This window comes from Microcoleus sp. B6-A1 (assembly GCF_036705085.1).
GTDB lineage: Bacteria > Cyanobacteriota > Cyanobacteriia > Cyanobacteriales > Microcoleaceae > Microcoleus.
This window is the reverse complement of sequence record NZ_JAUBTU010000026.1, coordinates 17,503-40,718: the sequence shown is the minus strand read 5'-3', so window position 1 is coordinate 40,718 and position 23,216 is coordinate 17,503. Positions and strand designations below refer to the sequence as shown.

General features: G+C 46.0%; 21 protein-coding genes. 13 read left to right on the top strand and 8 right to left on the bottom strand.

What is annotated here, in order from left to right:
* Positions 1–302 precede the first annotated feature (302 nt).
* Positions 303–1,148, top strand: coding sequence for a cyanophycinase (locus QUB11_RS11945; protein ID WP_333203145.1), 846 nt, complete (start codon positions 303–305; stop codon positions 1,146–1,148).
* Between the two features lie 161 nt (positions 1,149–1,309).
* On the opposite strand, the gene QUB11_RS11940 is transcribed toward QUB11_RS11945, so the two are convergent.
* Positions 1,310–1,558, bottom strand: a complete 249-nt coding sequence (locus QUB11_RS11940) for a hypothetical protein (RefSeq protein WP_333145102.1) — start codon at positions 1,556–1,558, stop codon at positions 1,310–1,312.
* 842 nt (positions 1,559–2,400) lie between these two features.
* On the opposite strand from QUB11_RS11940, the gene QUB11_RS11935 reads away from it, so the two are divergent.
* The 3 genes from QUB11_RS11935 to QUB11_RS11925 all read left to right on the top strand — a co-directional run bounded on the left by QUB11_RS11935 (position 2,401) and on the right by QUB11_RS11925 (position 5,233).
* On the top strand, positions 2,401–4,053 hold the full coding sequence (locus QUB11_RS11935) for an alpha-amylase family glycosyl hydrolase (protein ID WP_333203143.1): 1,653 nt from the start codon (positions 2,401–2,403) through the stop codon (positions 4,051–4,053).
* 277 nt (positions 4,054–4,330) lie between these two features.
* Complete coding sequence (locus tag QUB11_RS11930; protein ID WP_333203141.1) at positions 4,331–4,708, top strand: BON domain-containing protein; 378 nt, start codon at positions 4,331–4,333, stop codon at positions 4,706–4,708.
* A 108-nt stretch (positions 4,709–4,816) separates the two neighbouring features.
* Positions 4,817–5,233, top strand: a complete 417-nt coding sequence (locus tag QUB11_RS11925) for a DUF2294 domain-containing protein (protein ID WP_333203139.1) — start codon at positions 4,817–4,819, stop codon at positions 5,231–5,233.
* Here QUB11_RS11925 and QUB11_RS11920 read toward each other — a convergent pair.
* Positions 5,202–5,633: a response regulator gene (locus QUB11_RS11920; protein ID WP_333203137.1), complete on the bottom strand. Its 432-nt coding sequence runs from the start codon at positions 5,631–5,633 to the stop codon at positions 5,202–5,204. The genes QUB11_RS11925 and QUB11_RS11920 overlap by 32 nt on opposite strands.
* Before the next feature lies 1 nt (position 5,634).
* Positions 5,635–5,835: a hypothetical protein gene (locus QUB11_RS11915; RefSeq protein ID WP_333203135.1), complete on the bottom strand. Its 201-nt coding sequence runs from the start codon at positions 5,833–5,835 to the stop codon at positions 5,635–5,637.
* Positions 5,836–6,204: 369 nt separating this feature from the next.
* Here QUB11_RS11915 and QUB11_RS11910 point away from each other — a divergent pair, with 369 nt between their 5' ends.
* On the top strand, positions 6,205–7,008 hold the full coding sequence (locus QUB11_RS11910) for a DUF2267 domain-containing protein (protein WP_333203133.1): 804 nt from the start codon (positions 6,205–6,207) through the stop codon (positions 7,006–7,008).
* Between the two features lie 401 nt (positions 7,009–7,409).
* Entirely contained in the window at positions 7,410–10,043 is a 2,634-nt protein-coding gene (locus QUB11_RS11905; RefSeq protein WP_333390641.1) for an EAL domain-containing protein, read from the top strand.
* Positions 10,044–10,079: 36 nt separating this feature from the next.
* Here the strand turns inward: QUB11_RS11905 and QUB11_RS11900 are convergent, their stop codons facing one another.
* The gene (locus QUB11_RS11900; RefSeq protein ID WP_333390638.1) at positions 10,080–11,732 is read right to left on the bottom strand and encodes an alpha-amylase family glycosyl hydrolase; all 1,653 of its coding nucleotides are present in this window, start codon (positions 11,730–11,732) and stop codon (positions 10,080–10,082) included.
* Positions 11,733–12,217: 485 nt separating this feature from the next.
* Positions 12,218–12,937, bottom strand: coding sequence for a response regulator transcription factor (locus QUB11_RS11895; protein WP_333057024.1), 720 nt, complete (start codon positions 12,935–12,937; stop codon positions 12,218–12,220).
* 398 nt (positions 12,938–13,335) lie between these two features.
* Here QUB11_RS11895 and QUB11_RS11890 point away from each other — a divergent pair, with 398 nt between their 5' ends.
* Entirely contained in the window at positions 13,336–15,204 is a 1,869-nt protein-coding gene (locus QUB11_RS11890; protein WP_333390636.1) for a PAS domain-containing sensor histidine kinase, read from the top strand.
* A 251-nt stretch (positions 15,205–15,455) separates the two neighbouring features.
* On the opposite strand, the gene QUB11_RS11885 is transcribed toward QUB11_RS11890, so the two are convergent.
* A complete protein-coding gene (locus tag QUB11_RS11885; protein WP_333390633.1) occupies positions 15,456–15,983 on the bottom strand; it encodes an orange carotenoid protein N-terminal domain-containing protein in 528 nt (175 codons plus the stop codon).
* 328 nt (positions 15,984–16,311) lie between these two features.
* Between QUB11_RS11885 and QUB11_RS11880 the strand changes: the two genes are divergently transcribed.
* A complete protein-coding gene (locus tag QUB11_RS11880) occupies positions 16,312–16,680 on the top strand; it encodes a hypothetical protein (protein WP_333390631.1) in 369 nt (122 codons plus the stop codon).
* A 190-nt stretch (positions 16,681–16,870) separates the two neighbouring features.
* On the opposite strand, the gene QUB11_RS11875 is transcribed toward QUB11_RS11880, so the two are convergent.
* Positions 16,871–18,034 carry a glycerate kinase gene (locus tag QUB11_RS11875; RefSeq protein ID WP_333390628.1) on the bottom strand — a complete coding sequence of 388 codons (1,164 nt, stop codon included), beginning with the start codon at positions 18,032–18,034 and terminating at the stop codon, positions 16,871–16,873.
* A 96-nt stretch (positions 18,035–18,130) separates the two neighbouring features.
* Positions 18,131–18,463 (bottom strand): DUF565 domain-containing protein, encoded by a 333-nt coding sequence (locus QUB11_RS11870; protein ID WP_333390625.1) that lies wholly within the window; start codon positions 18,461–18,463, stop codon positions 18,131–18,133.
* Between the two features lie 362 nt (positions 18,464–18,825).
* Here QUB11_RS11870 and QUB11_RS11865 point away from each other — a divergent pair, with 362 nt between their 5' ends.
* The 5 genes from QUB11_RS11865 to QUB11_RS11845 all read left to right on the top strand — a co-directional run bounded on the left by QUB11_RS11865 (position 18,826) and on the right by QUB11_RS11845 (position 23,214).
* The gene (locus tag QUB11_RS11865; protein WP_333390622.1) at positions 18,826–19,404 is read left to right on the top strand and encodes a hypothetical protein; all 579 of its coding nucleotides are present in this window, start codon (positions 18,826–18,828) and stop codon (positions 19,402–19,404) included.
* Positions 19,405–19,817: 413 nt separating this feature from the next.
* On the top strand, positions 19,818–21,824 hold the full coding sequence (locus QUB11_RS11860; RefSeq protein WP_333390647.1) for a glycosyltransferase family 39 protein: 2,007 nt from the start codon (positions 19,818–19,820) through the stop codon (positions 21,822–21,824).
* A gap of 43 nt (positions 21,825–21,867) precedes the next feature.
* Positions 21,868–22,395 (top strand): GNAT family N-acetyltransferase, encoded by a 528-nt coding sequence (locus QUB11_RS11855; RefSeq protein ID WP_333203118.1) that lies wholly within the window; start codon positions 21,868–21,870, stop codon positions 22,393–22,395.
* Positions 22,396–22,532: 137 nt separating this feature from the next.
* Positions 22,533–22,775, top strand: coding sequence for a hypothetical protein (locus QUB11_RS11850; protein ID WP_333390619.1), 243 nt, complete (start codon positions 22,533–22,535; stop codon positions 22,773–22,775).
* Positions 22,762–23,214 carry an HNH endonuclease signature motif containing protein gene (locus QUB11_RS11845; protein ID WP_333390616.1) on the top strand — a complete coding sequence of 151 codons (453 nt, stop codon included), beginning with the start codon at positions 22,762–22,764 and terminating at the stop codon, positions 23,212–23,214. The genes QUB11_RS11850 and QUB11_RS11845 overlap by 14 nt, the downstream gene beginning before the upstream one ends.
* Positions 23,215–23,216 lie beyond the last annotated feature (2 nt).

The window sequence follows — 23,216 nt, the reverse complement described above, 5'->3', positions numbered from 1 at the left end:
ACGAGCAATCAGAGGAGGATTAGCGAAGAAGCGGATCAGAAACCGGATTGATCACCGCGCGCGCGTGGGCCCTGTAATTTAAGCTCATTGGTTGACCCCCCCTATCTCCTGTTAGGGGGGGTAAGTTTGTTTTGTCTGTCGATCATCAAGGATGAGTAAACTCCCATATCACCCTTGCTGTGTGCGTCCTGCAGGGGTAGAAGTCTGAGAGGTTTTTGGTATCTATATATACCTTTTGGCGGTTTTCGGAAAAAGGAATTTTGTGTTTTAGTGAAGTTTAATAAATTAAAAGTGGAGATAATATGGCGAGCAACGAAATTCAGGGGAAGTTGCTAATTATTGGTGGCGCGGAAGACAAAGAGGGGGACTGCAAAATTCTGCGGGAATTCTTGCGCTGCGCCGGAGGAACTAAAGCCCGCATTGTAGTGATGACGGCTGCAACAAGCCTGCCGGGAGAAGTAGGAGATAATTACATCCGAGTGTTTGAGCGACTTGGCGCTCAAGATGTGCGAGTTGTTGACACCCAGAAACCGGAAGATGCCAACAATCCAGATTATTTAGAAGCGATCGAACAAGCGACCGGCATATTCTTTACCGGCGGAGATCAAGCGCGGATTATTAGCTGCTTGAAAGACACAAAACTCGACGCAGCGATGCACAAACGCTACTCTGAAGGGATTATCATTGGCGGCACCAGTGCCGGCGCGGCAATGATGCCAGACATGATGATTATTGAAGGAGACTCCGAGACAAATCCCCGCGTTGATGTGGTAGCAATGGGCCCTGGAATGGGTTTCCTCCCCGATGTTGTCATCGACCAGCATTTCGCCCAACGAGGTCGTCTGGGACGCTTAGTTTCGGCACTCTTGCTGCAACCGGCCGTGTTGGGATTTGGTATTGACGAAAATACAGCTATTTTAGTCCACGGTGACGAGTTGGAAGTCATTGGCGAAAGCGCTGTAACTGTCATCGACGAGTCGGAAAAACTCCACGACAATGTAGATGGACTTTTGAAGGATGAGGCTTTGGCGATTTGCGGCGCCAAGTTGCACATCCTCCCCCACGGATACCGGTTTAACTTGAGAACTCGCCAGCCGGTGCTCCATAACCTAGCAATTACAGCAGACAGGGAAACGGCGATCGCCTAATTTACTTGCAACTGGCAAACATCTTAAAATTATCTAAGGTGAGCACTGCAAACCTTACCCATTCTAGCAAGTAGGATGGTTAAAAACCCAGTTGCTCTCTCCACAAGTAATAAAAAGAAGAGGATTTTTCCTCTTCTTTTATTGCTGCGGTTTCGGGTTTTTTAAGCACTTTTCTGTTCGCCAAAAATCGACTGCTGCCCTTCTGCAGTCGATATTAAATTCCACCCTTGAGTTCTCAGCTTCTGATATGTTGCCCATCCCTTAGAACCGCCCGGTTCCCGGTAGTCGGATACAGCGAACTGCGGAAAAGCTGTATAAGGCCGCCACCCCTGACGGGCATCGGTGCGTAAGTGCAATATCTTTTCTCCATTGCGTCCCAATCTGGGCAACCAACACATTTGTTTTAGCATTTTTAACACTCCAGAGTTTTACAGTAACGGTAATTCGCCAACATCCCACATTAAACTTTTAGAGCCTTAGAGCCACTGCTCGGAATATCTAACGGGTAACAGGGACGAATGAGATTTTCACCAATTACCAATTACTGAGGTAGCAGCAGTCGTTAAAGCTGATGAAAGGTTCTACAAAGTTTACCCGTCACAAACTATAAAACAAGTAATCCCAAGACATAAGCAAAAATAATCATTGCTATTCTCGGCTCAAACTTGGCTTAAAGTCGCGGGAAAACCCAGTTGAATAAAGGATTCATGGTTCGGGTTTCCCTTGCCCTATAATTACACGCTCATCCTCGCTCTTTCCGCATAAAATGACATCTTTCTACGGTATTATTCCTGTAGCGTAAAAAATGTTTCTTTAGTTACAAATGTTAAATTTTCACCACGATTTATCTAGTTATCAAAAGTTAAATTACTTTTCATACAATACTTCGGACAGTTTTTGATAGCCAACCGTAGAATAAGGGTTTCAAGGCTCTAAGGCAAGTTCGCTATCAACGGAAAATCAAGGCTTTCAGACTACGAACTCAAAACAGTCCGCACTATTGTTCATAAACAGCGCTTAATAATTTTTAGTTACTTTCACTACATTTTTGATTAAAATCAGGTTTCCGGGTGCCTAGGGGTGTACCTTACTCAATCGCTAGGGTTCGCACTACTAAATCTTCCGGCTGCGCCCCCAAGTACCTTACAAAATAAGAGTTAGAGGTTTAACTCTTAAGAACGATGGCGACAGATTTACCCAATTGTAAAAATCAATACTAATCAAACTTATAAGTTCTGAAAACAAGGTATTCATGGCCGCTGCAATTGAATTCAAACTCTTCGCTCCCAACAACAAAGCAGCTACACTGCTCGGCTCGTTTTCCCAATGGGAAGAAGTTGTCTTAGAAAAAGATGACAAAGGTTATTTCCGCACTAACATTAAGTTAGAAGACGGTAAGTATCAATACAAATTCCGAGTTCAGTCGCAAAGTCCATGTTTTGAACCGGACGAATGGGTAGAAGTCAATGACCCCTACGCGACTGAAATTGACCGCACTACTAATACAAGTACAGTTCGCATCAAAGCAGGCGCGCGAATTATTGATACCTATGTTTGGCAGCACGACGACAAAAAACTCCCCGAAAATGAAGAATTAGTCGTTTACGAACTGCACGTTGCTGATTTTTCCGCCCCAGATGGTTCCGACAGTTGCAGTAAATTCCAGCATGTGAGGGAGAAATTAGATTATCTGTGCGATTTGGGGATAAATGCGATCGAACTAATGCCAGTTAATGAATATCCGGGCGATTATAGCTGGGGCTACAAAGTCCGCGATTTCTTTGCCGTAGAGTCCAGTTACGGCGCAACCGCAGATTTGAAGCAATTGATTGACGAGTGCCACGGACGGGGCATTCGGGTGATTCTGGACGGGATTTATAACCACTGCGATGAAGAATGTCCCTTATTGCTAATCGATCGCAATTATTGGTACTACCGCGACAAACACTATCCCGAAGATCCCGCTAACTACTGGGGCCCGGAGTTTAACTACGAAAATTTCGACCCAAAACTCGGCATTCGTCCCGCTTGGAAATTCATCGGCGATGTCGTTAATTTCTGGATTCAAGAATATCATATCGACGGCATTCGCTACGATGCTGTGCGGCAGTTGGACAATCGAGATTTCCTGCACTGGATAACTCGTGAAGCGAAAAAAACCGCCGGTAACAAGCCATTTTACAACATAGCAGAACACATTCCCGAACTTCCCGAACTCGTCGCTGCAGACGGGCCGATGGACGGGTGCTGGCACGAAAGTTTTCGCATTTTTGCCATAGAAAATCTGGCGGGGAAGACTTTCGATATCGAAAAGCTCAAGCAAGTTCTAGAACCCAAACAACAAGGCTATCAAAACACAACTAATGTGATCAATTATTTAGCCAGTCACGACCGTGACCACTTGCTGGCCGAAGCCAGCTTTCGGGATATCGCTCAAGAAGCGGCTTTTAAACGCGCTAAATTGGGAGCGGTTTTGTTAGTGACAGCAGTAGGAATACCGATGCTGTGGATGGGCGAAGAGTTTGGACAATCCACTGGGCAAACTCCCAACCAGCCGAATAAACTGCAATGGTCTTTGTTGAAAAATCAGCCAAATCATGAGTTGTTGGAATACTACAAACACGTGATTCGGCTGCGGGAAAAAATTCCGGCACTTTATACCGAAAACATTGAATTTATCCACGAAAATCCCGAATCCAAAGTGCTGGCTTACTATCGCTGGAGCGATGAGGGAACGCGAGCAGTAGTTGTCGCTAATTTTTCGGATACTTATCTATCTGATTACTGCATTCCTAAGTTTCCGGCGGGAACTTGGCACGAGTGGATGTCTAACAAAATAGTAGAAGTTGGGGAAGAAGGGTTTAAGTTTGATTTGCCGGAATGGTCAGCGCAAGTATTTGTCTGAGAGTGGGAGAATTATGTCTCCAGGCAGATGATCGGCACAGTTGTACAACAGTAAATTGTATTTAGGATGGGCGCACCCAACTCAACAAACCGGGTTTTTCTACCTAGGTGGATGGCTGTAACGATACTTTTTTGTAAAAAAACTCGGTTTCTGCATCCAAGAGTGCGATCGTAATTCCTGGTATTGAGAATAACAATTACAGGGCGACTTGCCAACCGTGAATTAACAAGTCAATTAACACGTCAATTAACACAAACTTTGTCGGAGGACAAACTCTATGGGCTGGCTAAAAAGATTGTTTGGTTTAGAAAAACTTGAAAATCAAGAAACTGTTGACGCTCCTGCTTACCAAGCACCTGTAGCTCAATCTCAAGCTCAAGCTCAACCTGCTGCGAGCGCTCAGACAATCCCGCCGGAACGCATGGGCTTGAATGGAGAATACGATCAAAGCGGTTTAGCTAAACGGGTGGCTCAAGCTTTCGATGCAAATCCAGATGTTGCGGATATTGAGACTGTTTATGTGGCTCAACTTGGCACTACGGTGGTTCTCAAAGGTACAGTTCCCAGTCAGGAAATTGTCAACAAGTTGGTGACAATTGCTAAAGGTGTTAAGGGTGCCACTGGGGTGCAAACTAATGAAGTTACTGTCGGCTAACGCGACGGTTATTTCTAACAGTTAGCAGTTAGCAATTAACAGTTAACTTAACTGCTAACTGTTAACTGCTCACAGTCTTTTTTATCTCTCATGGTTTTAATAAAAAATATGACAGGGGAAACCTTAGAACCTACTCGGGGGAAATTAGAACGGACTCTTTCGCAGGGAATTCAAGCTTTGTACCGCTCTCAACTCGGACATCCAACGAGTCAGGCGCTCTGCAATCTTTTGGATAACAAATTGATAATTGTTGTCGAAAATGGGCTTACTCAACCCGAAAAATTACTGGCTCAGAACGGTCAGCAAGATTTGGCGTTGCAGGTGCGGACACAATTAGAATCTGTTCTCGAATCGCCACTGAAAGAATTAATCGAAAAGGTTTTGGGCGTGGGAGTCACTGATTTGCTCCGCGATGCGACCTTGGAGACAGGCCGCACTGGTACGATCGCAATTTTGGACTCTGCACCTCAAGTTCGTGATTCTAATTATAAATCTAAAACTCAACCAAAACCATTTGAGAGCTGACATGCTGACGGATAACACTTTCTAAATCTTTGATGTTAAAAGGTTTGGAAAGGTATTCCACGCAGCCGGCTTGGAGAATTCGAGCGCGGTCTTCTGGTTTTGCTAGTGCTGTGACAGCAACAATCGGAATATGTCTGATCTCGGGGTTTTGTTGGACGCGCTTTACTACTTCCATACCGTCTATATCCGGCAGGCAAATGTCGAGTACGATTAGGTCTGGAAGTCGATCGACTGCTGCTGAAAGAGCTGCGTACCCGTCAACTGCTCCCACGCACTCGCAGCCGAATAAATCGAGTATTTGTGTCAGCAGTTCTAAGTTGTCTGGATTGTCGTCTACAGCCAACACTAAAGGACGCTTCTCAACCGGGGGTTGACCGCTAATCACAGACGAGGATTCCAATTTATTGTTCCAATGAGGGTAGTTCATAAATGCCGATCGAAACGATCAAAAAAATTGTCCCCGAGGCATTCTTCAAGTGGCGCTGCGGCACTTGAAACAGATTGGCTCGTATTTGTAGCTCTCCCATGACCATTTTTTGGTCTAACCCGATACAATATGGCTGCAAGCTGCGGGCAAAAATACCGCAGTTGATTAACCCCATAGCATCTGCTTAATTCTACCTCTCCGAGCGCCAATTACCAACTGAGGCCGTCTTGGTGCCTCAGCATTGGTAAAAATACGCAATAAATACGAAAAATCTTACCAAGAAAGCATCCTCGCTTAATAGCATTGAATAGTGGCGACAGCTTTTTAGGATATTAACCACATTAAACATGGCTTCCCATACAGGGATCTACCTAAAGGAAGATTCTCACCGATACTTAATTTTAATAACTTCCACCTGCTGAGAGATACTTGATTACTCTACTTTAGACTTCAATGTTTTTAAGTAGTAATCATCACAATTTAAGCCAGTAAAAAAATTCAGTTTTTACATGAGCTTTACCGGATATTAACCTAGGAGGTTTTAATGACAATTCCAATCAGAGACGACCTGACTTACATTTTGCTCAAAAAGATTGGCAGCGGCAACGGCAGGGGAGAGTCGGAAATTAGGAATGCAGCGGAAGAATATGTCGGTCACCCGGTGGCCGAAGCGGAATTGCTCGGTCATTTGGACTACCTCAACCAAAGGGAATTTATCAAAGCGGACTTTAGTGGCGAGCCTTATGGAGGAGCTGAGTTATTGCCGCCTTTAGTGGCATTTCAACAAGCTGATTTAACAGAAAAAGGTCGCAAACTGTTACACAAAATGGAGACGAATCCTCCGACCTCGCTCCACCAGGAAGGATCGGCAGTTCCTATCGCTTCAAAGGATATGCCGTTTTTGGAAAAAGTGATGGTAAACGGTAACATGGAGGATATTTTTGATGCCCGCGACATTACCGAAGTAGTGTACCGGGTCATGCGCGACGTGATGACAAAAGACGCCATCGAGCACGTGGAATCTGAATTGCACAAAGAAGTTTTGCCTACGGATGACAAAACCCTGCAACAAGAAATAGCAGACCTCTGGAAAGATACAAATCCGCTGGTGGGATTGCTGAGCCGGATACGTCAGCCTTTGACCGGCCCGCCTGCACCTGCGGGGATCGATGGCAATTTGTTTGCACGCAGGGTGGAACTAGAAGGCGCACTTCCTTCGGGTGTAAAACCGGAAACTGCGATCGCCGCTGTATTTTCGGCAACGAAGGATGAGCTGTCCGAGGAGCGAATTCAGGAAATAGCTGGCTTTTTGCCGGACAGAATTCGGGGAATTTGGGAGTCGGCTTAAAAAGACCTTTTAAGGTATAAATACTTACCAGCCGGGTTGAGCAACCAGTATTCTCCCTCCAGAGGGCAGAATACTGGTTGGTCAACCCGGTTTCTCTATACCTTTTATCTTGTAGCTCTGCAATTGCTTTGTAGTGAGGACGAAAGTCCGATCGCACTCGATCGGACTTTCGTCCTCACTAATTTTCTGATTGCTCTTTCCTTGCCTTGTAAGTGCTGTGAAAAACCCGGTTTATCACTGAAATTTGTCTAAAAAGTGGAAATATCCCCAGAAACAGAGTTTCGCGCTCTTGGGTTGGGTCAAGCCCCTAGACGGAACGAAAGTATTGTAATGTATAATACAGGGCAAGTTAAGACTGTGGCTCGCAAAAATGCTGTCAACAGCCCGGGAGATCAAAAGGCATGACCCGCACCAAAGTTACACAAATGTCACGATCGACTTTAGAACAAGAGATTTTACTCAATCGAATTACCAATCGCATCCGCAACTCTTTAGAACTCCAAGAGATTTTGACGACAACTGCCCGAGAAATCCGCAGCTTTTTAGAGAGCGATCGAGTAAAAGTTTATCGCTTTGAGACCGACGGTAGCGGTGAGGTAATTGCTGAGTCCATCAACGGCGACAAGTTGCCCTCGATGCTGGGTTTGCGCTTTCCAGCAGGCGACATTCCCCAGAGTGCTCGGGAAATGTTTCTCAAAGCGCGGCAGCGAGTGATTGTAGATGTGGAATTGCAGCATCAAACAATTAATCGGTTAGATTGTCCCGAAACCGGCAAAACTTTAGCAGTTGAAGATATTAGCTATCGTCCTGTAGACCCCTGTCACGCTGAATATCTGAAGGCTATGGGGGCACGTTCTTCTCTGACGGTGCCGATTTTGCATCAAAATCACCTTTGGGGACTGTTGGTGTCTCATCACAGCCAACCGAAACGGTTTAGCGATCGAGAATTGAAAATGGTGCAGTTGCTTGTGGATCAACTTTCAATTGCGATCGCCCAATCTTTTCTGCTGAGTCAAGCTAGACAGCAAGCGCGCGACGAAGCCGTTATCAACCAAATTACCAGTTTGCTGCATTCTCCTCTGGAACTAAACGAAATTCGGAAAGCAGTTCTCGAACAAACTGTCAAGCATTTGCGTGGTTCAGGAGGGCGACTCTACCTTGCAGCCGAGTTTGGCGATCGGCCCGCTTTGCTTTATACCTGTGGCCAGCAGCCCACGGACATCGACCTTGAACTCAGCCCGTTTTGGCAGCAGATTATGTGGAGGGCAAACCAAGACGATCGAGCACAAACTGCTAATCATAAAAGCCAATTAGGTATTTTTGAAAATCTCTATTCCCAGCATTACAGTTCAATTGACAGCAATATTTCTAGTTTTCTCGTACCGCACTTGTACGCCATTTCCGATATTTCTAAAGAACCTCAACTTAAATCTGTATCTGCCAATTTAGTCGCAGCTTCCATTCGTTCATTTTTGGCAGTACCGCTGCAATATCGTCAACAGTGCATCGGCTGTCTCACAGTTTTTCGCAGCCCTATAGAAACAGAAATTTTGTGGGCGGGCCGTTGCATTTCGGACGCCCGGAACGATCGTCCCCGACAGTCCTTTGCAGCTTGGAAAGAAATCAAAACAGGCGAAGCTCAAAAGTGGACCAGCGAGGAACAGAAGCTAGCACAATCTTTAGGAACTCACCTTTACATGGCTGCAATGCAGAGGCGCGTCGAGGCGATGATCCGACATCAAGCTTCTCACGATCCATTAACGGGTTTACCTAATAGATTACTGTTTAATGAAAGGCTGTCTTTAGCTTTAGCTAGCGCTCACCAAAATGGAGAAATGCTGGCAGTAATCTTTCTAGATTTAGATAGATTTAAAAATGTTAACGATACTCTCGGTCATCCCGTGGGCGATTTGTTGCTGCAAAGTGTATCTCGGCGTTTGACTAACTGTTTGCGCGTCGGGGATTCGATGGCTCGTTGGGGCGGAGATGAATTTACTGTGCTGCTATACAATATCAACACCCCGGAGGAAGCAACTAAGATTTGCCAGTTAATTATCCAGAGTTTAAGCAGTCCTTTTGATTTTGAGGGTCTGGAACTTTATATTAAGGCTAGCTTGGGAATTGCTTTGGCTCCTTACGACGGAGAAGATGCAGAAACTTTGCTGAAAAATGCTGATGCTGCGATGTACAAAGCTAAACAGAAAGGTCGCAATAATTATCAGTTTTACACGCAGGCGATCGGCAGTAAAGTCTCCGAGGATCTTAACTTAGAAAATCATCTTTACAAAGCTCTAAAAAAATCTGAGTTTGTCCTGTACTATCAACCGCAAATAAATTTAAATACTGGCAAAATAGTGGGCATGGAAGCTCTGATTCGCTGGCAGCATCCCGAACGCGGTTTGATTTCTCCCGATCGATTTATTCCCTTAGCTGAGGAAACAGGATTAATCTGCCAAATTGACGAATGGGTGATGCGGACTGCTTGCTTGCAAAATCGAGCGTGGCAGTTACTGGGATTGCCGCCGATGCGGATAGCAGTGAATTTATCAGCCCGCCAGTTTCTGCAACCTCACACTGTACAAAGCATCGCTGAAATTTTATCAGAAACCAAGTTAAATCCCGAATATTTAGAAATAGAAATTACCGAGAGCATTGCCATGACAGATGTGAGCTTTACGGTGTCGGTATTGCAGCAGTTGCAGGACATGGGAATTCACATTTCTCTGGACGATTTTGGCACTGGTTATTCTTCGCTGTGGTCTCTGAAAAACTTTCCCCTCAATAATTTAAAAATAGACAAATCTTTCGTGGCCGATTTGGTGACCGGCAGCAGCGGTGCTACTATTGTGAAACTGGCGATCGCCTTGGGACAGGGCCTGAATTTACAGGTGATTGCTGAGGGAGTGGAAACAGCAGAACAGTTGGCGTTTTTGCACTCCCATAAGTGCGATATGGGTCAGGGTTACTTCTTTAGCAAACCAATACCGGCGGCGGCTATAACCCAATTGTGCCTAGAAAATCAATCTGGGAAATAATATCGATTCCGGTGCAACCGGAATCGATATGACAGCTTACTGCCAAACAAACACTTTGGCTTCGTATTCCGGCAAGTCAATCATAATATTGTCATCGCCAGATTCAATATCATAATTCCCCGTCCATTCGTGCCAAGTTCCGTTTGCCGGGAAGTGGGGAACGCTGTAACCTGCGAGATAATTTTCCGACATATTTGCCACTACTACAACTCTCGAACCTTCATCGTTCCAGCGAGTGTAAGCAAAAACTTTCGAGTCGGGGTCTTCGTGGAAAAATTCGATGTTTTCTGTGTAAAGTGCTTGGTTATTTTTACGCAGGTGAATCAAGCCTTTGTAGTATTCCCACAAACCTTTATTCAGGTCATTTCCTAGCAGCGTCCAGTCAATTTTAGCTTGCTCAATTGTTTTGCCTTTATATTCGCCAAATTCTTCGCCCATCCAAATCAGGGGCACGCCAACTGCTGTCATTAACAGCACGGTTCCCAACTTCGCCCGCTTGAAGGCGGCTTCATCCAAAATTCCCCGATCGCCCAATTCGGCAAAAATGCGATCGTGATCGTGATTACTCAAATAATTAACTACATTCGTAGCACCCAAGAAACCTTGCCGCTTGCAGTCGATTACCTCTTTGAGACGTTCTAAATCAAAATTGTCGCCGCAGAGTTGTGGAATTATCGAGTGATAGAAACTGTCGTGCCAGCAGCCGTCCATCGGCCCGTCTAGATTGGTGATGCTGGGATTTTCGGGAATGTATTCGGCAACGGTATAAAACGGTTTGGGGCCGGCGGCATTTTTGGCTTCTTGAACTACCCAGTGCATGAAATCGTAGTTAGCAATTTGTCGCGCCGCGTCGAAACGAATGCCGTCGAGATGATATTCTTGAATCCAGAAGCGGACTGTATCGCCAGCAAATTGGCGCGCCGGGAAAGTTCCTAAGTTTTCGTCATAGAATTCGTAGTTAAATTCCGGGCCCCAATTGTTGTCAGGATCGCGGGGTTCGTGGTGGTACCAATAATCGTGATCGATTTGAGTGAGGGGGCTCGATGCTTCCGAGTGGTTGTAAATCCCGTCCATGATGATGCGAATACCGCGCCCGTGACACTCGTCTATCAGGTTTTTGAGTTCTTCTGTGGTTCCGTAGCTGGACTCGGCAGCGAAGAAGTAGCGGGGGTTGTAGCCCCAACTGTAGTCGCCTGGGTATTCTTTGAGGGGCATGAGTTCGATCGCGTTGATGCCGAGTTCGACTAGGTAATCGAGTTTTTCGACGACGTGCTTGTACTGGCCGCGGGCGAAGGGATCATCTTCGCCACCGGAAAAGTCGGCAATGTGCATTTCGTAAATCACTAATTCCCGATCGGCCGGTAGCGGTTTATCGTCGTGTTTCCAGACGTAGGTATCGACAATGCGATCGCCATCTTTGATCCGAACAATGCCGTTTTGACTTGGATCGTCGATATCAGTGGCGTAGGGATCGACCACATCTACCCACTGATCTGCTTCCAGAAACCAGCTTTTCGACTGAACGCGAAATTTGTATTGATAAACGCCATCCTCCAACTCAACTCGCGTGCGGAAATAACCCTCTTCGTCCTTTTCCATCGGGATTTCTTCCCAATTAGAAAAAGAGCCAATCACGGCAGCTCCTTTGTTGTAGGGAGCAAATAACTTGAATTCAATTGGGGCGGCCATAATACCTCTTTCTAAAATATTTCAGTAGCAGTTGATACTTTTAATTTCGCAAATTTAAGCGAACTCAGCATCACTCTGCGGATATAATTTCTTTAAGGCTTAACTATTCCTAAAAGTATCGTAATCTCGCCTCTGCCTGCGCCTTTTATGAAGTGATATCGCGCAATATTGGCAGTGCGAGCGAAATTTATCTAACTGGGGATAGCTCAACAATAAGTATTAGTAATAGGCTAGTTTTTTAGCATCTATCTTAAGATAGATTTACTTCTTAAAATATTTTACAAAATATCTGTACTGGGATAGATGCGGCTTTAAAGTTTACCCTTTTTTTAACAATAAACAATTGCTCGGCTGGTGCACACTGCCTACCCTAATTTTTGGGTAACAATTAGTCAGTCGGTGTGCACTGCACACCCTTAATCAGTGACCGTAAGGTGCGCCCAGCGCACCCTACTTTTAACTTGATTTTGCCTGACGATAAGGCTTCATCCAACCAAGCCAGAACGCAGGGCGAGAACGGCTGCCTGAGTTCGGTCATCAGCGCACAACTTGTTCAAAATATTGCGGACGTGAGTCTTGACTGTACCGACAGTAATGTACAGCTTTTCGGCGATTGCAGCATTGCTGTAACCCTGCACGATCAATTCCAAAACCTCTAATTCCCGTTCGGTTAAAGGGTAAGTCTCAATGATGTGACTAAACTCGGGTTCGGCAGCCTTAATTGTGACTCTTTTGCCCTCAGCCTTCGGTTCTTCCGGCGCGGGTTCCTGAGTGCGAGCTTGTTTCAGGACGATACGGGCGATCGCCGGATCGATCCAAGAGTTACCTTCGTGAGTTACTTTTACTACATCTAATAACTGATCGAAGCTAATATCTTTCATGCAGTAAGAATCAGCTCCGGCGGCAAAAGCTGCCAGAACTTCTTCTTCATTGTCCTGAAAAGTCAGAATCAAAATTTTTGTATCTGGATCGGACTCCGCTACGGATTTTTTGAACTTTTGTGTAAGTTCAATGCCGTCAAAATCCGGCAAGCCAATGTCTACAATTGCCACGTCAGGTTTTGAAGACTGAAGCAGTTTCAAGCCCTCTGTAGCGTTAGCTGCATCGCCAACAACTTCTATCGTGTCACGCTGTTGTAAAGCTGTGCGGATGCCGACTCTTGTCAGGTCATGGTCTTCTACCAAAGCAACGCGAATTTTACTCATCTTTCTTCCAATAGTCCGCTAAATTTTTAAAATATCGTCAACTGACTCAGCTAAACTGAGTAAATTTGAGAATGTGTCCTGATTTAGGGTTTTACAGGTCGCACATCATTTTAAAGCATACTCATGCAGCCGCCAAGAATGCAAGTTAATTTTTAAGTTATTTTGCCGCGATGCCTGCACGAGCCTTCCTCGGGACAGGTAAGCTCTCAATGTTTCAATAGTTTAACTGAATTATCTCATTGTCCGCCCGTTGATAGAGGTAAAGATACCACTACCCCGATAGATTTAAAGTATAAAAAATTTTGATGCACTTGGGCCCTCAAAATCAATAAAGCTAGCAGCACGAGTCTTTAATCGGTGTTAGGGCTCTAGTCCAACGCTTATTTATATAACCTGTTATGACTCAGTATCACGGCAATAAGTCTTTTCAGTCGGAGTTTTCCGACTCTGAAATCTTACACAAAGTATCTGAAATAACATCCCCCCAACCGCAGGTTGGCGATGGCGAAACTCAGGACGATCGCCTGTGGTCGGCAATTCCTCACATAGTTTGGGAAACAAAGGCCGACGGCTGGGCGACTTATTTCTGTCAGCGCTGGGAGGAGTACACCGGCGTACCAGCCGCAGCAGCTTTGGGTTTCGGCTATCTGGCGCAGGTCCACCCAGAAGACCGCCCTCGTCTATTGGCGAGATCGCACACTTCTAAGTTCGCGCAGCCAAGTTACGAAATTATATTTCGTCTGCGGACGCGAGAGGGCATTTACCGCTGGAATGTGGCGAGAGCAAGGCCCGCTAATCTAGACAGTCAGGAAGTTATGGAGTGGGTGGGAACCTACACCGAAATCGACGCCATCCAAAAAACTCCAGCCGAACCCCAAGCAGAACCAGAATTTTTGCCCCATCAAGTGCCCTCGGAAGACGATTTCACAGCAAAAAATTTGTGTGAAGCCCGGACGGTAAGGGAGGGGGAACACGAGTTGCACGCGATCGATCGATTTACAAATCTGTTGAGCCAGCGCGCGGGTAGCTTGTGCCAGTTGTTGCAAGGCATTGCGGATGCGACTGTAGAGGCGATCACAGGAGCGGAATTTTGCCTAGTTGCTCTGCTGGAGTGCGATTGCAGCGGCCTCAAAGTCAGCGCTGTCGGGGGCACGGACAACTTTGCTGAGGGTCAAACCCCGCACGTGCAAAACAAGCTGCTGTGGAAAGCATTTGCGACGGGAGAGTCTGTACTGTGGCGCTCGGAGTGCCACAAAGGCTTGCTGCCTGCGGCGGCTTGTGCAGCGGCGATCGAGTCGGCGCCAAGCGGGCGTTTGGGTGTGTTGGCCATAGGCAACGGCAAAGACAGCAGGGCGATTGACGGGCATACTCAGCAACTGCTGGCGGTGATGGGAAAACAAGCTGCGATCGCAATTAATAACGCACTGGCGATCGAAAAACTAAAAAAGCAGGAAGAGCTTTTAGACTTGCAAAACGAGCTGCTAATTCGTCAGCAGGAAGAACTGGAAAATCAGGGGCGACGCCTTCAACAGCAAAAATTGCAACTGCTAGAAGCAGCCAAGTTAAAATCGCAATTTTTGGGCATCATGTCCCACGAATTGCGAACTCCCATGAATTCGATTATCGGCTTTTCCCAATTGCTGCTGCGCCAGCACAAACAACTGCTGAGTGCCCAGCAAACAGAGATGGTGGGGCGCATTTTACATAACGGCAAAAATCTGCTACTGCTGATTAACGATATTCTCGACCTCTCCAAAATCGAGAGTGGCCGCACAGAATTAAAAATTGAAAAATTTCATTTAGCCCATTTAGTAATGGATGTCGCCTTGGAATTCGGACATCAAGCCACCGATAAGAACGTGGCAATGTCCGTCAGCGTGTGCTTGGAGGATCAGTTTATAGTTAACGACAAGTTGCGCCTGCGGCAAATTTTGGTCAATCTCGTTTCCAACGCGGTTAAATTCACACATGAGGGCAGCATTTACATTGAGGTGCGGGAATTAAATTGCGATCGGCTAATTATCACCGTTCGGGATACAGGAATCGGCATCTGTGAAAAGGATCTTCCCCACATTTTCGACAAGTTCCACCAAGGCGACCAAACCACAACTCGCCAATATCCCGGCACCGGTTTAGGACTAGCTATTTGTGCTTCTTTAGTCAAGATGATCAAGGGTACAATTACTGCCGAAAGTCAACCCAAAAAAGGTTCGACATTTCGGATGGAATTCCCGCGAAAAATTTATCCTAAAAAACTTATTGGCTGAGTGAAAACCTTTTTATATTTATCAGAATGGCCGATGTTAACTGATCCTACAAAAAGTTTCGTCCCTCTCTAAGACACGAAAGAATAAATAGGACTAAGAGCAAAAAAAGTTTTACCTACTAATTATAGCGGTAGGGTGCGCCTCGGCGCACCCTACATATAGAGGTTTTGGGTAATTCCTTTATTCTTGAGTCCCTCTCTGCTAGGAGGAGAGTTTGTGTAGGATAGGTTGCAACAGCAGACTTTTATGTCTTAAAGACTAGAAGTTTTCCCTACTTCCGCCTGAGTAGCAATTGGTTTAACATCGGTGTAGCCCATATTATTAGCTACGTCGCGCAGCACCGAAATTTGTTGTTCAAACTCAAGACCTTCAAATTGACCCAACACGCCATTGACAGCCTCAGTTGCCTCATATCCTTCGGGGATATCGACAATTGTTTCCCCCATACCAATAGCCCAAGCATACCAAACCACCAACTGATTGTTAGCAGTTAAAGCTCCGTAAGCGTGAGAATACGGCGTGTCGTCGCGGTTGACAATACCGCGCATTATATTCAGTTGTTGATCATGGGAAAGCTTGTAAAAATCATCGAGAAGCATGGGAGCTAATTGTGGGTCGGCGGCGGCGGGAGCGGCTGGTGTAACTGAATCTCCCATTTTTTCATAAACAAAGTAGAGCAGCGCCAGTTTTTCATCTGTACCCAACCCGTTGATTGTCTGAACGATGTTTTTAGTGTCGTTGGAGAGAGAGTGAGGATTGGTGGCGGCGGGTGAGTTCATAAATAAAATTCCTTAAAAAATGTTTCCAGAATATATAAGTATCAAGATTTCTAAGTGCAAGTCACCATCCCCTAGAGGTAATACGATTTGAGATTTGAGATTTGAGATTTGAGATTAAACAATGGGGAATGGGTGAGTATGTATGGGTTTGGAGCTTGCCTAAAGTTGCATTCTTTTCGGAAAGTGGTGTAATGTTAACACACCACCCTAGGATAAATCATCCTTAAGATAGAAGCCAACGATACATCTGCGGGTAGATGAAAAAGCCGGGGAGTAAAGTAATAATTGATACAGTGAATTGTTAAATAAAACTAGCAAGGAGTCGGCTATGTCTGAAATCAATACAGAAGTCAATAACATTGAAAACTTTGACGCTCAGCAGATCACTGAAAGCGCGGAAGCTGGAGAACAAAAGTTGCCGACCGTTGATGTATCAGCAGACTACGAAGCTTCAAAAGAATTCAGCGTTAGTGATATCGATCGCACGGGTGCCGGCGCTCAAGCTGCCGCCGCTGCAACTGCACCTAAATTTCCTATTCCCGCTCCTCAAGATAATATTGCAAAGCCGGCAGATACAAGCGGTAATCCCGCTGATTTTCGTTCGATGGCTCACGACATTACGCCTGCAGGTACACCGGGCGAAGTTACCGACGATTTGATCCAGAAAGCGATCGATCTTGGTACTCCCGGCAGTTAATTTAGAAATTCTCCATCCTCGATGCAAAAGCTCTGTATTGTAGGGTGCTTAAGCCGCGCCTTACCCCTATAATTCGCGCGTCAAACCACTTTTTGCATAAGCCCTGAATTGTCAAGTGAGTGCACGATAAGCTGCAATACAGTAGGGACACAACAATGTTGTGTCCTTAAATCTTTAATTTTTAGTGTCCCTAATCGCTTAATTTTAAGTCGATCGCCCGACTGATTTTGCCAACAGTGCGATCGCTCAAAACTTCAATTACCAAATCCACTCGATCGCCCTCCTCCACCATCGACTTAATAAATAACTCGGGATGCAGCGCTTTCCAGAAATATTCGACAAACCGATTAATTTCGGCTTCTGACATTCCCGACTTCCCCGCCGCCATCATTTCCCGTTCCGCCTGATTGCGCCACACTTGAGAAATGCGATAATCTTGGGGATACAAAACCATCAACCGATCTAATCGGTTCCACAGCGGCAGATAGTCGTGCAGCTTCGCATTCATATCACGCGCAAACTGACAGTCGCCCTCTGTGGAAATCGGAAACGGTGTCCCCGCCAAAAACTCGCTTAATTTGGCATCAACTACCGGATTCACACCGACAAACCAACCTTCAAAAAGTACAATATCCGCACCGGAAATAATTTCGGGTTGACTTCTATCTCCCGCACCTCCGTAGGCAGATTTGTCAAACCGGGGAATTTCTACTATATTTTTAATTATATCCGGTTTTAGGGCATCAGATTTGGGATTGTCAACTGCTGCTAAATTGCGAGTTTGAGAACCGCGCAACTTGTCTAAAACTGCGATTCCCAAGTCAATATCATGAGTGCCGGGGGGGCCGCGCCAAATTAAACGCGGGTCAGCTTTTTGGAGTTGTTGGCGATCGGCATAAGTCTTATAAATATCGTCTAAAGAAAGGCTGACAGTAGAATATCCCAATTTTCCCAGAATCAGCCTCAAAACTTGGCATAAAGTAGTTTTTCCCGTTCCTTGCCCTCCTAAAATTCCTTGAATTAAAGGACGCTTTAAACTTTGTTGGGCAGTCGATAATTGCATTGCCAGCGGCAGCCAAAGATTCCACAAAGTTTCGAGGAAAATAGTTGACTTTAGGGGGAAAGTATGCAGTTCGTCAAGAATAGAAAAGAATAAATCGGTTTTGCAGCGGACAACATCGGCTACATTGTCGGAAGTAATGCCAAAAGCGCGCGTTAGCGAAGCCCTCGAAGAGGATCGCAAATCATCCGCCAGTTCCCACAAAGCCAGGTGATAGAAGTCGGGAGCTTTTGGGCGATCGCCGGCTTGCCACCGATGTAAAATTTCAACAGGGGTTACAGTCGATCGATCCATATCCTACAAACTCTCTATGCGGGGGCGGGTTTTGTACAAATACTATCGACAACTGACAAATATTTCATCCTAAACCTGCGCCGATTCAAAAAGTTTTTAAGAGCCTAGTTTGAAAGCCTCCACAAATAAATTGTAAGTCACGCCAATTTTCAGAGCATTGAGCATCTCCACCCAAAAAGAACGGGCTACAGGCCGCGGGCCGCCGTAAACGAGCCAGCTAACGAACTCCGTCAACAACACCAACAGCCCGGCCGCGATAATATCCCAATCCGCAGATTGTCCGGCGATCGTCGAAATAGCTGTCCCCAAAAAAGTGCCGAACAGCAGGCTAATTATCAGGAGGGAAATCCGCCGCCAAGGATTGCTCAGCCAGCCTCCAAAGCGATCGCCCAGAACATCAATTAATCTGTTAATTCGGGTATTCTGCATAAAAGTTATACAATTTGAGATTCGAGATTTGAGATTTGAGATGGGGAATTACTGATTACTATTGGGGTTTGGAGTACGCGCCTATAGTGGCACTCTTTTTTTCAACTGGTATGAAAAGCTATACCGATGAGTAAACAAAGGCCCCTCCCGACCAACTCCAAATCCTTACCGGGGTCAGTATGTCGCCATCTAAAATCTCAAATTTAACATCTAAGATGGTATTGAGCGATCGGCGACTTATAGCCGAGAACGGTCAATAAATTTAAGTGTAACTGTATCTTGTGGCACAGCAGCCCCTGGTTTTACATTAAAAATAGTTAAGACTCATTGCGGGTGCAGTCTATCCTTTAAGCCTAAAATTTATGAATCTTAAAATTTACCAGATTGTAATTGGAGTGTCGATCGTCCTAATTACAGGAATGTTTCTAGGACGTTTTGAAATCACTATCTCCAACGGTTCAAATCAGTCGAGCGATTGGCCCTCACAAGCCACCGCACTCCCCCCCATACCCCCCGTTTCCCCAGTCGCGACAGCTTCTACAGAAACCGCCAGCGATCCCAAACCCGACTCCACACCAACCCCCCCAGATGCAGAGGAGGAATTGCTTTCCTCAATCCCTGTAGATGCTAAAGCCGCCGGCAGTCTGCGCGTCAGCAACCGCAGCGAACACCCAGTGCGAGTGGCCCTCCTGTCGAAACGGCAAGCCGAGAAATCCTACGGCAAACCCGCGCACTGGGATTTTGCCCCCGGAGAAGGTGGCGACAAGGGACTGATGCTATCGCTGCCGGAGGGCAAGTTACAAGTCAAACGGGGAGACATTTTAGTGGTTTTTGCTCAGGATGGTTCTCGCCACTACTGGGGGCCTTACGTCGCCGGGGAGACACCCTCGCCCGCTTGGAACAGCACAGCCGGAGAATGGCAATTAATTTTGCAGCCGTGAACACTTAGCTGCAGGTGCCGAGATTTTGGTCGAGAAAGCCGGTTGATCCGGTCTTGTTGAGAATGGTGTGGCGATGTGAGGTTAAACTCACATCGCCGCACCATTCTCGCTTAACAGGCTTTTCGGCCTGTTCCACAAAGAGTGAATTTTATTGTGGGGAGTAGGGGTTGGGCAGGAGAGCCCGCCCATGAAAGCCTTGTGGAGAATGGTGCAACATCTCAGTTGAACTGATATCTTGCACCATTCTCGCTTAACAGGCTTTTCGGCCTGTTCCACAAGAAAATTTATATTTTGTGGAACAGGCCGAAAAGCCTGTTCATAAAAGCCTTGTTGAGAATGGTGTAACATCTGAGTTTAACCAGATTCGATCGACTTGGGAGTTTCGAGAATGCGAATCTTTCGGTAGACTCTCTATGCGAGCTAAAATTTTAAATCTAAAATCGCAGGAAGTTTGCGTGAAGGAAGTTATTAAAAATTTGTCAGAGTTTAGGAAGCGCCCGTTAGCGTTAGCGAAGCGATCCGAAGGAAAGCCTTCCCCTACGGGGGCTACGCCAACGAAGAGGATCGCACCTTTGCTGCTATCGATTTTATGGCTGTGCGCGATCGCCTGGGTAGGTTTCTTGTGGAATCTCGGCAACATCGGTTTAGTTGACGAAACCGAACCGTTGTTTGCCGAAGCCGCCCGTCAAATGACGGTGACAGGGGATTGGATCACTCCTTATTTCAACGGCGAAACGAGGTTTGATAAGCCGCCGTTGATTTACTGGCTGATGGCGGTGGCTTACCGCACTCTGGGCGTTAACGAATGGGCCGTGCGTCTTCCCTCGGCCTTGTGCGCGATCGGTCTGACTTGCCTTGGATTTTATACCCTATCGAAATCGAAGGAAGAAGGAAGTTCGGCAGCGGATTCTGTAACGGATTTAACGGATGTCAGGAATAAGGAAGAAGAAACAGAGAATAACCACTCAAAACTCAAAACTGGCCGTCTCCCTCTCTTTCTTTCTACTCCCTGGATTGGTGCTGCCCTAATAGCTTTAAATCCCCAAACTATTGCCTGGGGACGGACTGGCGTTTCAGATATGCTATTAGTTAGTTGTATGTGTTCGGCACTATTCGCATTTTTTCTCGGTTACACTCTAGAAGAACAGAGAGAACAAGCAGAATTTTCCACTGTTTCCGCTTCCCGATTTCCTAATAAGTGGTATCTGACTTTTTACGTACTAATTGCCTTAGCAATTCTGGCTAAGGGGCCTGTGGGAATTGTCTTGCCAGCGCTGGTTGTTGGCTGCTTCGGGCTTTATTTGGGAAATTTTCGGCAACTTTGGCGCGAAATGCGTCCGGTGTCGGGAATCTTGATTATTCTGGCGATCGCCTTGCCTTGGTACATTTTGGTTATTTTAGCCAACGGTCAAACTTATATTGACAGCTTTTTTGGCTATCACAATTTCCAGCGTTTTACTGGAGTAGTCAACAAGCACTCGGCGCCTTGGTATTTTTACTTTTTTGTAGTGCTAGTTGGTTTTGCACCTTGGTCGATTTATTTGCCGGTGGCGATCGCCCGTACCCGTTTTTGGCAGCGCAGTTACTGGCGTCGTCAACCGCGATCGGCTCAGTTGAGTTTATTTGCCATCTTTTGGTTCGGGTGCATCTTTGGCTTTTTCACGATCGCCGTGACAAAATTGCCCAGTTATGTATTGCCTTTAATCCCCGCCGCTGCGATTTTGGTAACGCTGCTGTGGAGCGATATTATTGCAGGCAACGAACCAGAAAATAGGCGGGCAAAGTTAGAAAAAAAACCTAATTCTTTACCGCGAGGGCTGTTAGTTACATACATTTTCAATGTCATATTTTTACTGATTATAGCCGGAGCAACTTTCTACTGCTACAACTGGCTCGGAGACGACCCGGCTATGCCCAATTTTCCCCAAGCAATTCAGCAGTCGGGATTGCTGATTGTAGGCGGTACGATTTGGATAATTACAGCGGTGGCGATCGGACTTTTACTTTGGCAGCGGCAACAGCGCTGGATTTTGGTTGCTAACTTCATCGGGTTAGTAGCATTTATCATCTTTGGTCTTACTCCCGCCTACAAATTGGTCGATATCAACCGCCAGTTACCTCTGAGACAGTTAGCGCAGGTTGCGGTTCAACAAAAACTGCCGGGGGAAGAGTTTATTATGGTTGGTTTCTGGAAACCCAGTCTGGTTTTTTATACCCAAGAGCCGGTGACTTACTACCGAGCTGTCAGAAGGGCGATCGACTACATTAAGGAATCTAAAAACCCAACTTCTCCCTCTATTTTGTTGCTGGGATATCCAGAGAAATTTGTGGAATTAGGAGTGCAGCCAAATCAATATCAATTGTTGGACAGTCGGGGGGCTTACCAACTCGCCAGGGTTCCGAGAACAGCGTTTCGATAGTGCCTACAGTGTGATTTCATACTTGGTTAAACAAGCTCGAAAAATGATGAAAACTAAGAATCTTCAACTACTTGCCGTCGAAAGGATTCACATAGAAGCTTTCTTACGCAATAAAAGCGAGCTTGCAGCAATTTTAAATGTCATAGTACCTAATAGCTGGCCTCATTTCCCGGAAGCATTTTCCCTCCCTGCTGACGAATCTTGCGAATCCAATCCGCCTCCAACTGACTGGCGCAACTACTTCTTTATTCATCCAAAAAATGAAGTGCTTGTCGGCAATGGAGGTTTCAAAGGCTCACCTGATGAGTCGGGAACTATAGAGATAGGTTATGAAATTGCTTCCGAATATTGGAATCGTGGATTTGCAACTGAGGTGGCACAAGAAATGATCGATTATGCTTTTGCTCACGAGGAGGTGAAAGCAGTCATCGCCCACACTTTAGCTGAAAAAAATGTCTCGAATAGGGTGTTGCAAAAAGTTGGAATGAAGTTCATTGCAGAGGTGGACGATCCTGAAGAAGGCAAGATATGGCGATGGCAAATAAGCAGGGATGAATATCATCCGACTTGAACTGTAACGCCGTTTGGCTGTTTAAGTCACTGGTTGCGGCGGTAATTTGAAGGTCCTCGGTTGGAGCATTAAATCTGCCAGATTGAATAAAAGCTATAATCTAGTCACTACCTAAACCCCGAAGCTCGGAGCCTACAATGGTTTCAATTCTCAACAAACCCTCCTCGTTAATCCATGAGATTTGCATTGAAAAAGTCGATCGGTGGAAGTTGTTCAAATTTAGTGAATCGCTCCAACAGCGCATGGAACAATTGTTAGAGAAGAAAAAGGCAGATCAACTAATGGCAGAAGAGATAGCGGAACTCGACGCCATTGGGGAATTAGATCGTATCTTTACCCATATCAATGCAATGATGGCGGCTCAAGATGTCAATCAGTGATCCGACGAGACAGGCGGTTCGAGAAAGAGCGAGCTATTTATGTGAATACTGTCATTCCCCAGAACGTCTGAGCGCGAATCGCTTTACCATCGATCATGTTATTCCACGGTCTCTAGAAGGTTCCGATGACATTAGCAACCTGGCCTTAGCCTGTCGTCGTTGCAATGAGCGACGCTACAATTTTGTAGCGGGATTTGATTCAGACACCCAAGAGATCGTTCCTCTTTTCAATCCTCGCCGTCAAAAATGGGCTGAGCATTTTGTATGGATAGACGGTGGGGTAGTGATTCAGGGTGTTACGCCAACAGGACGAGCCACTTGCACCCGTCTCGATCTGAACGATATGCGCTATCCAGAGGAAGATTCTATTCGAGCAACCAGGCGATTTTGGATACAAACTGGGTTGCATCCTTCACCTAGCGATCCGTGTCAAACTTAACG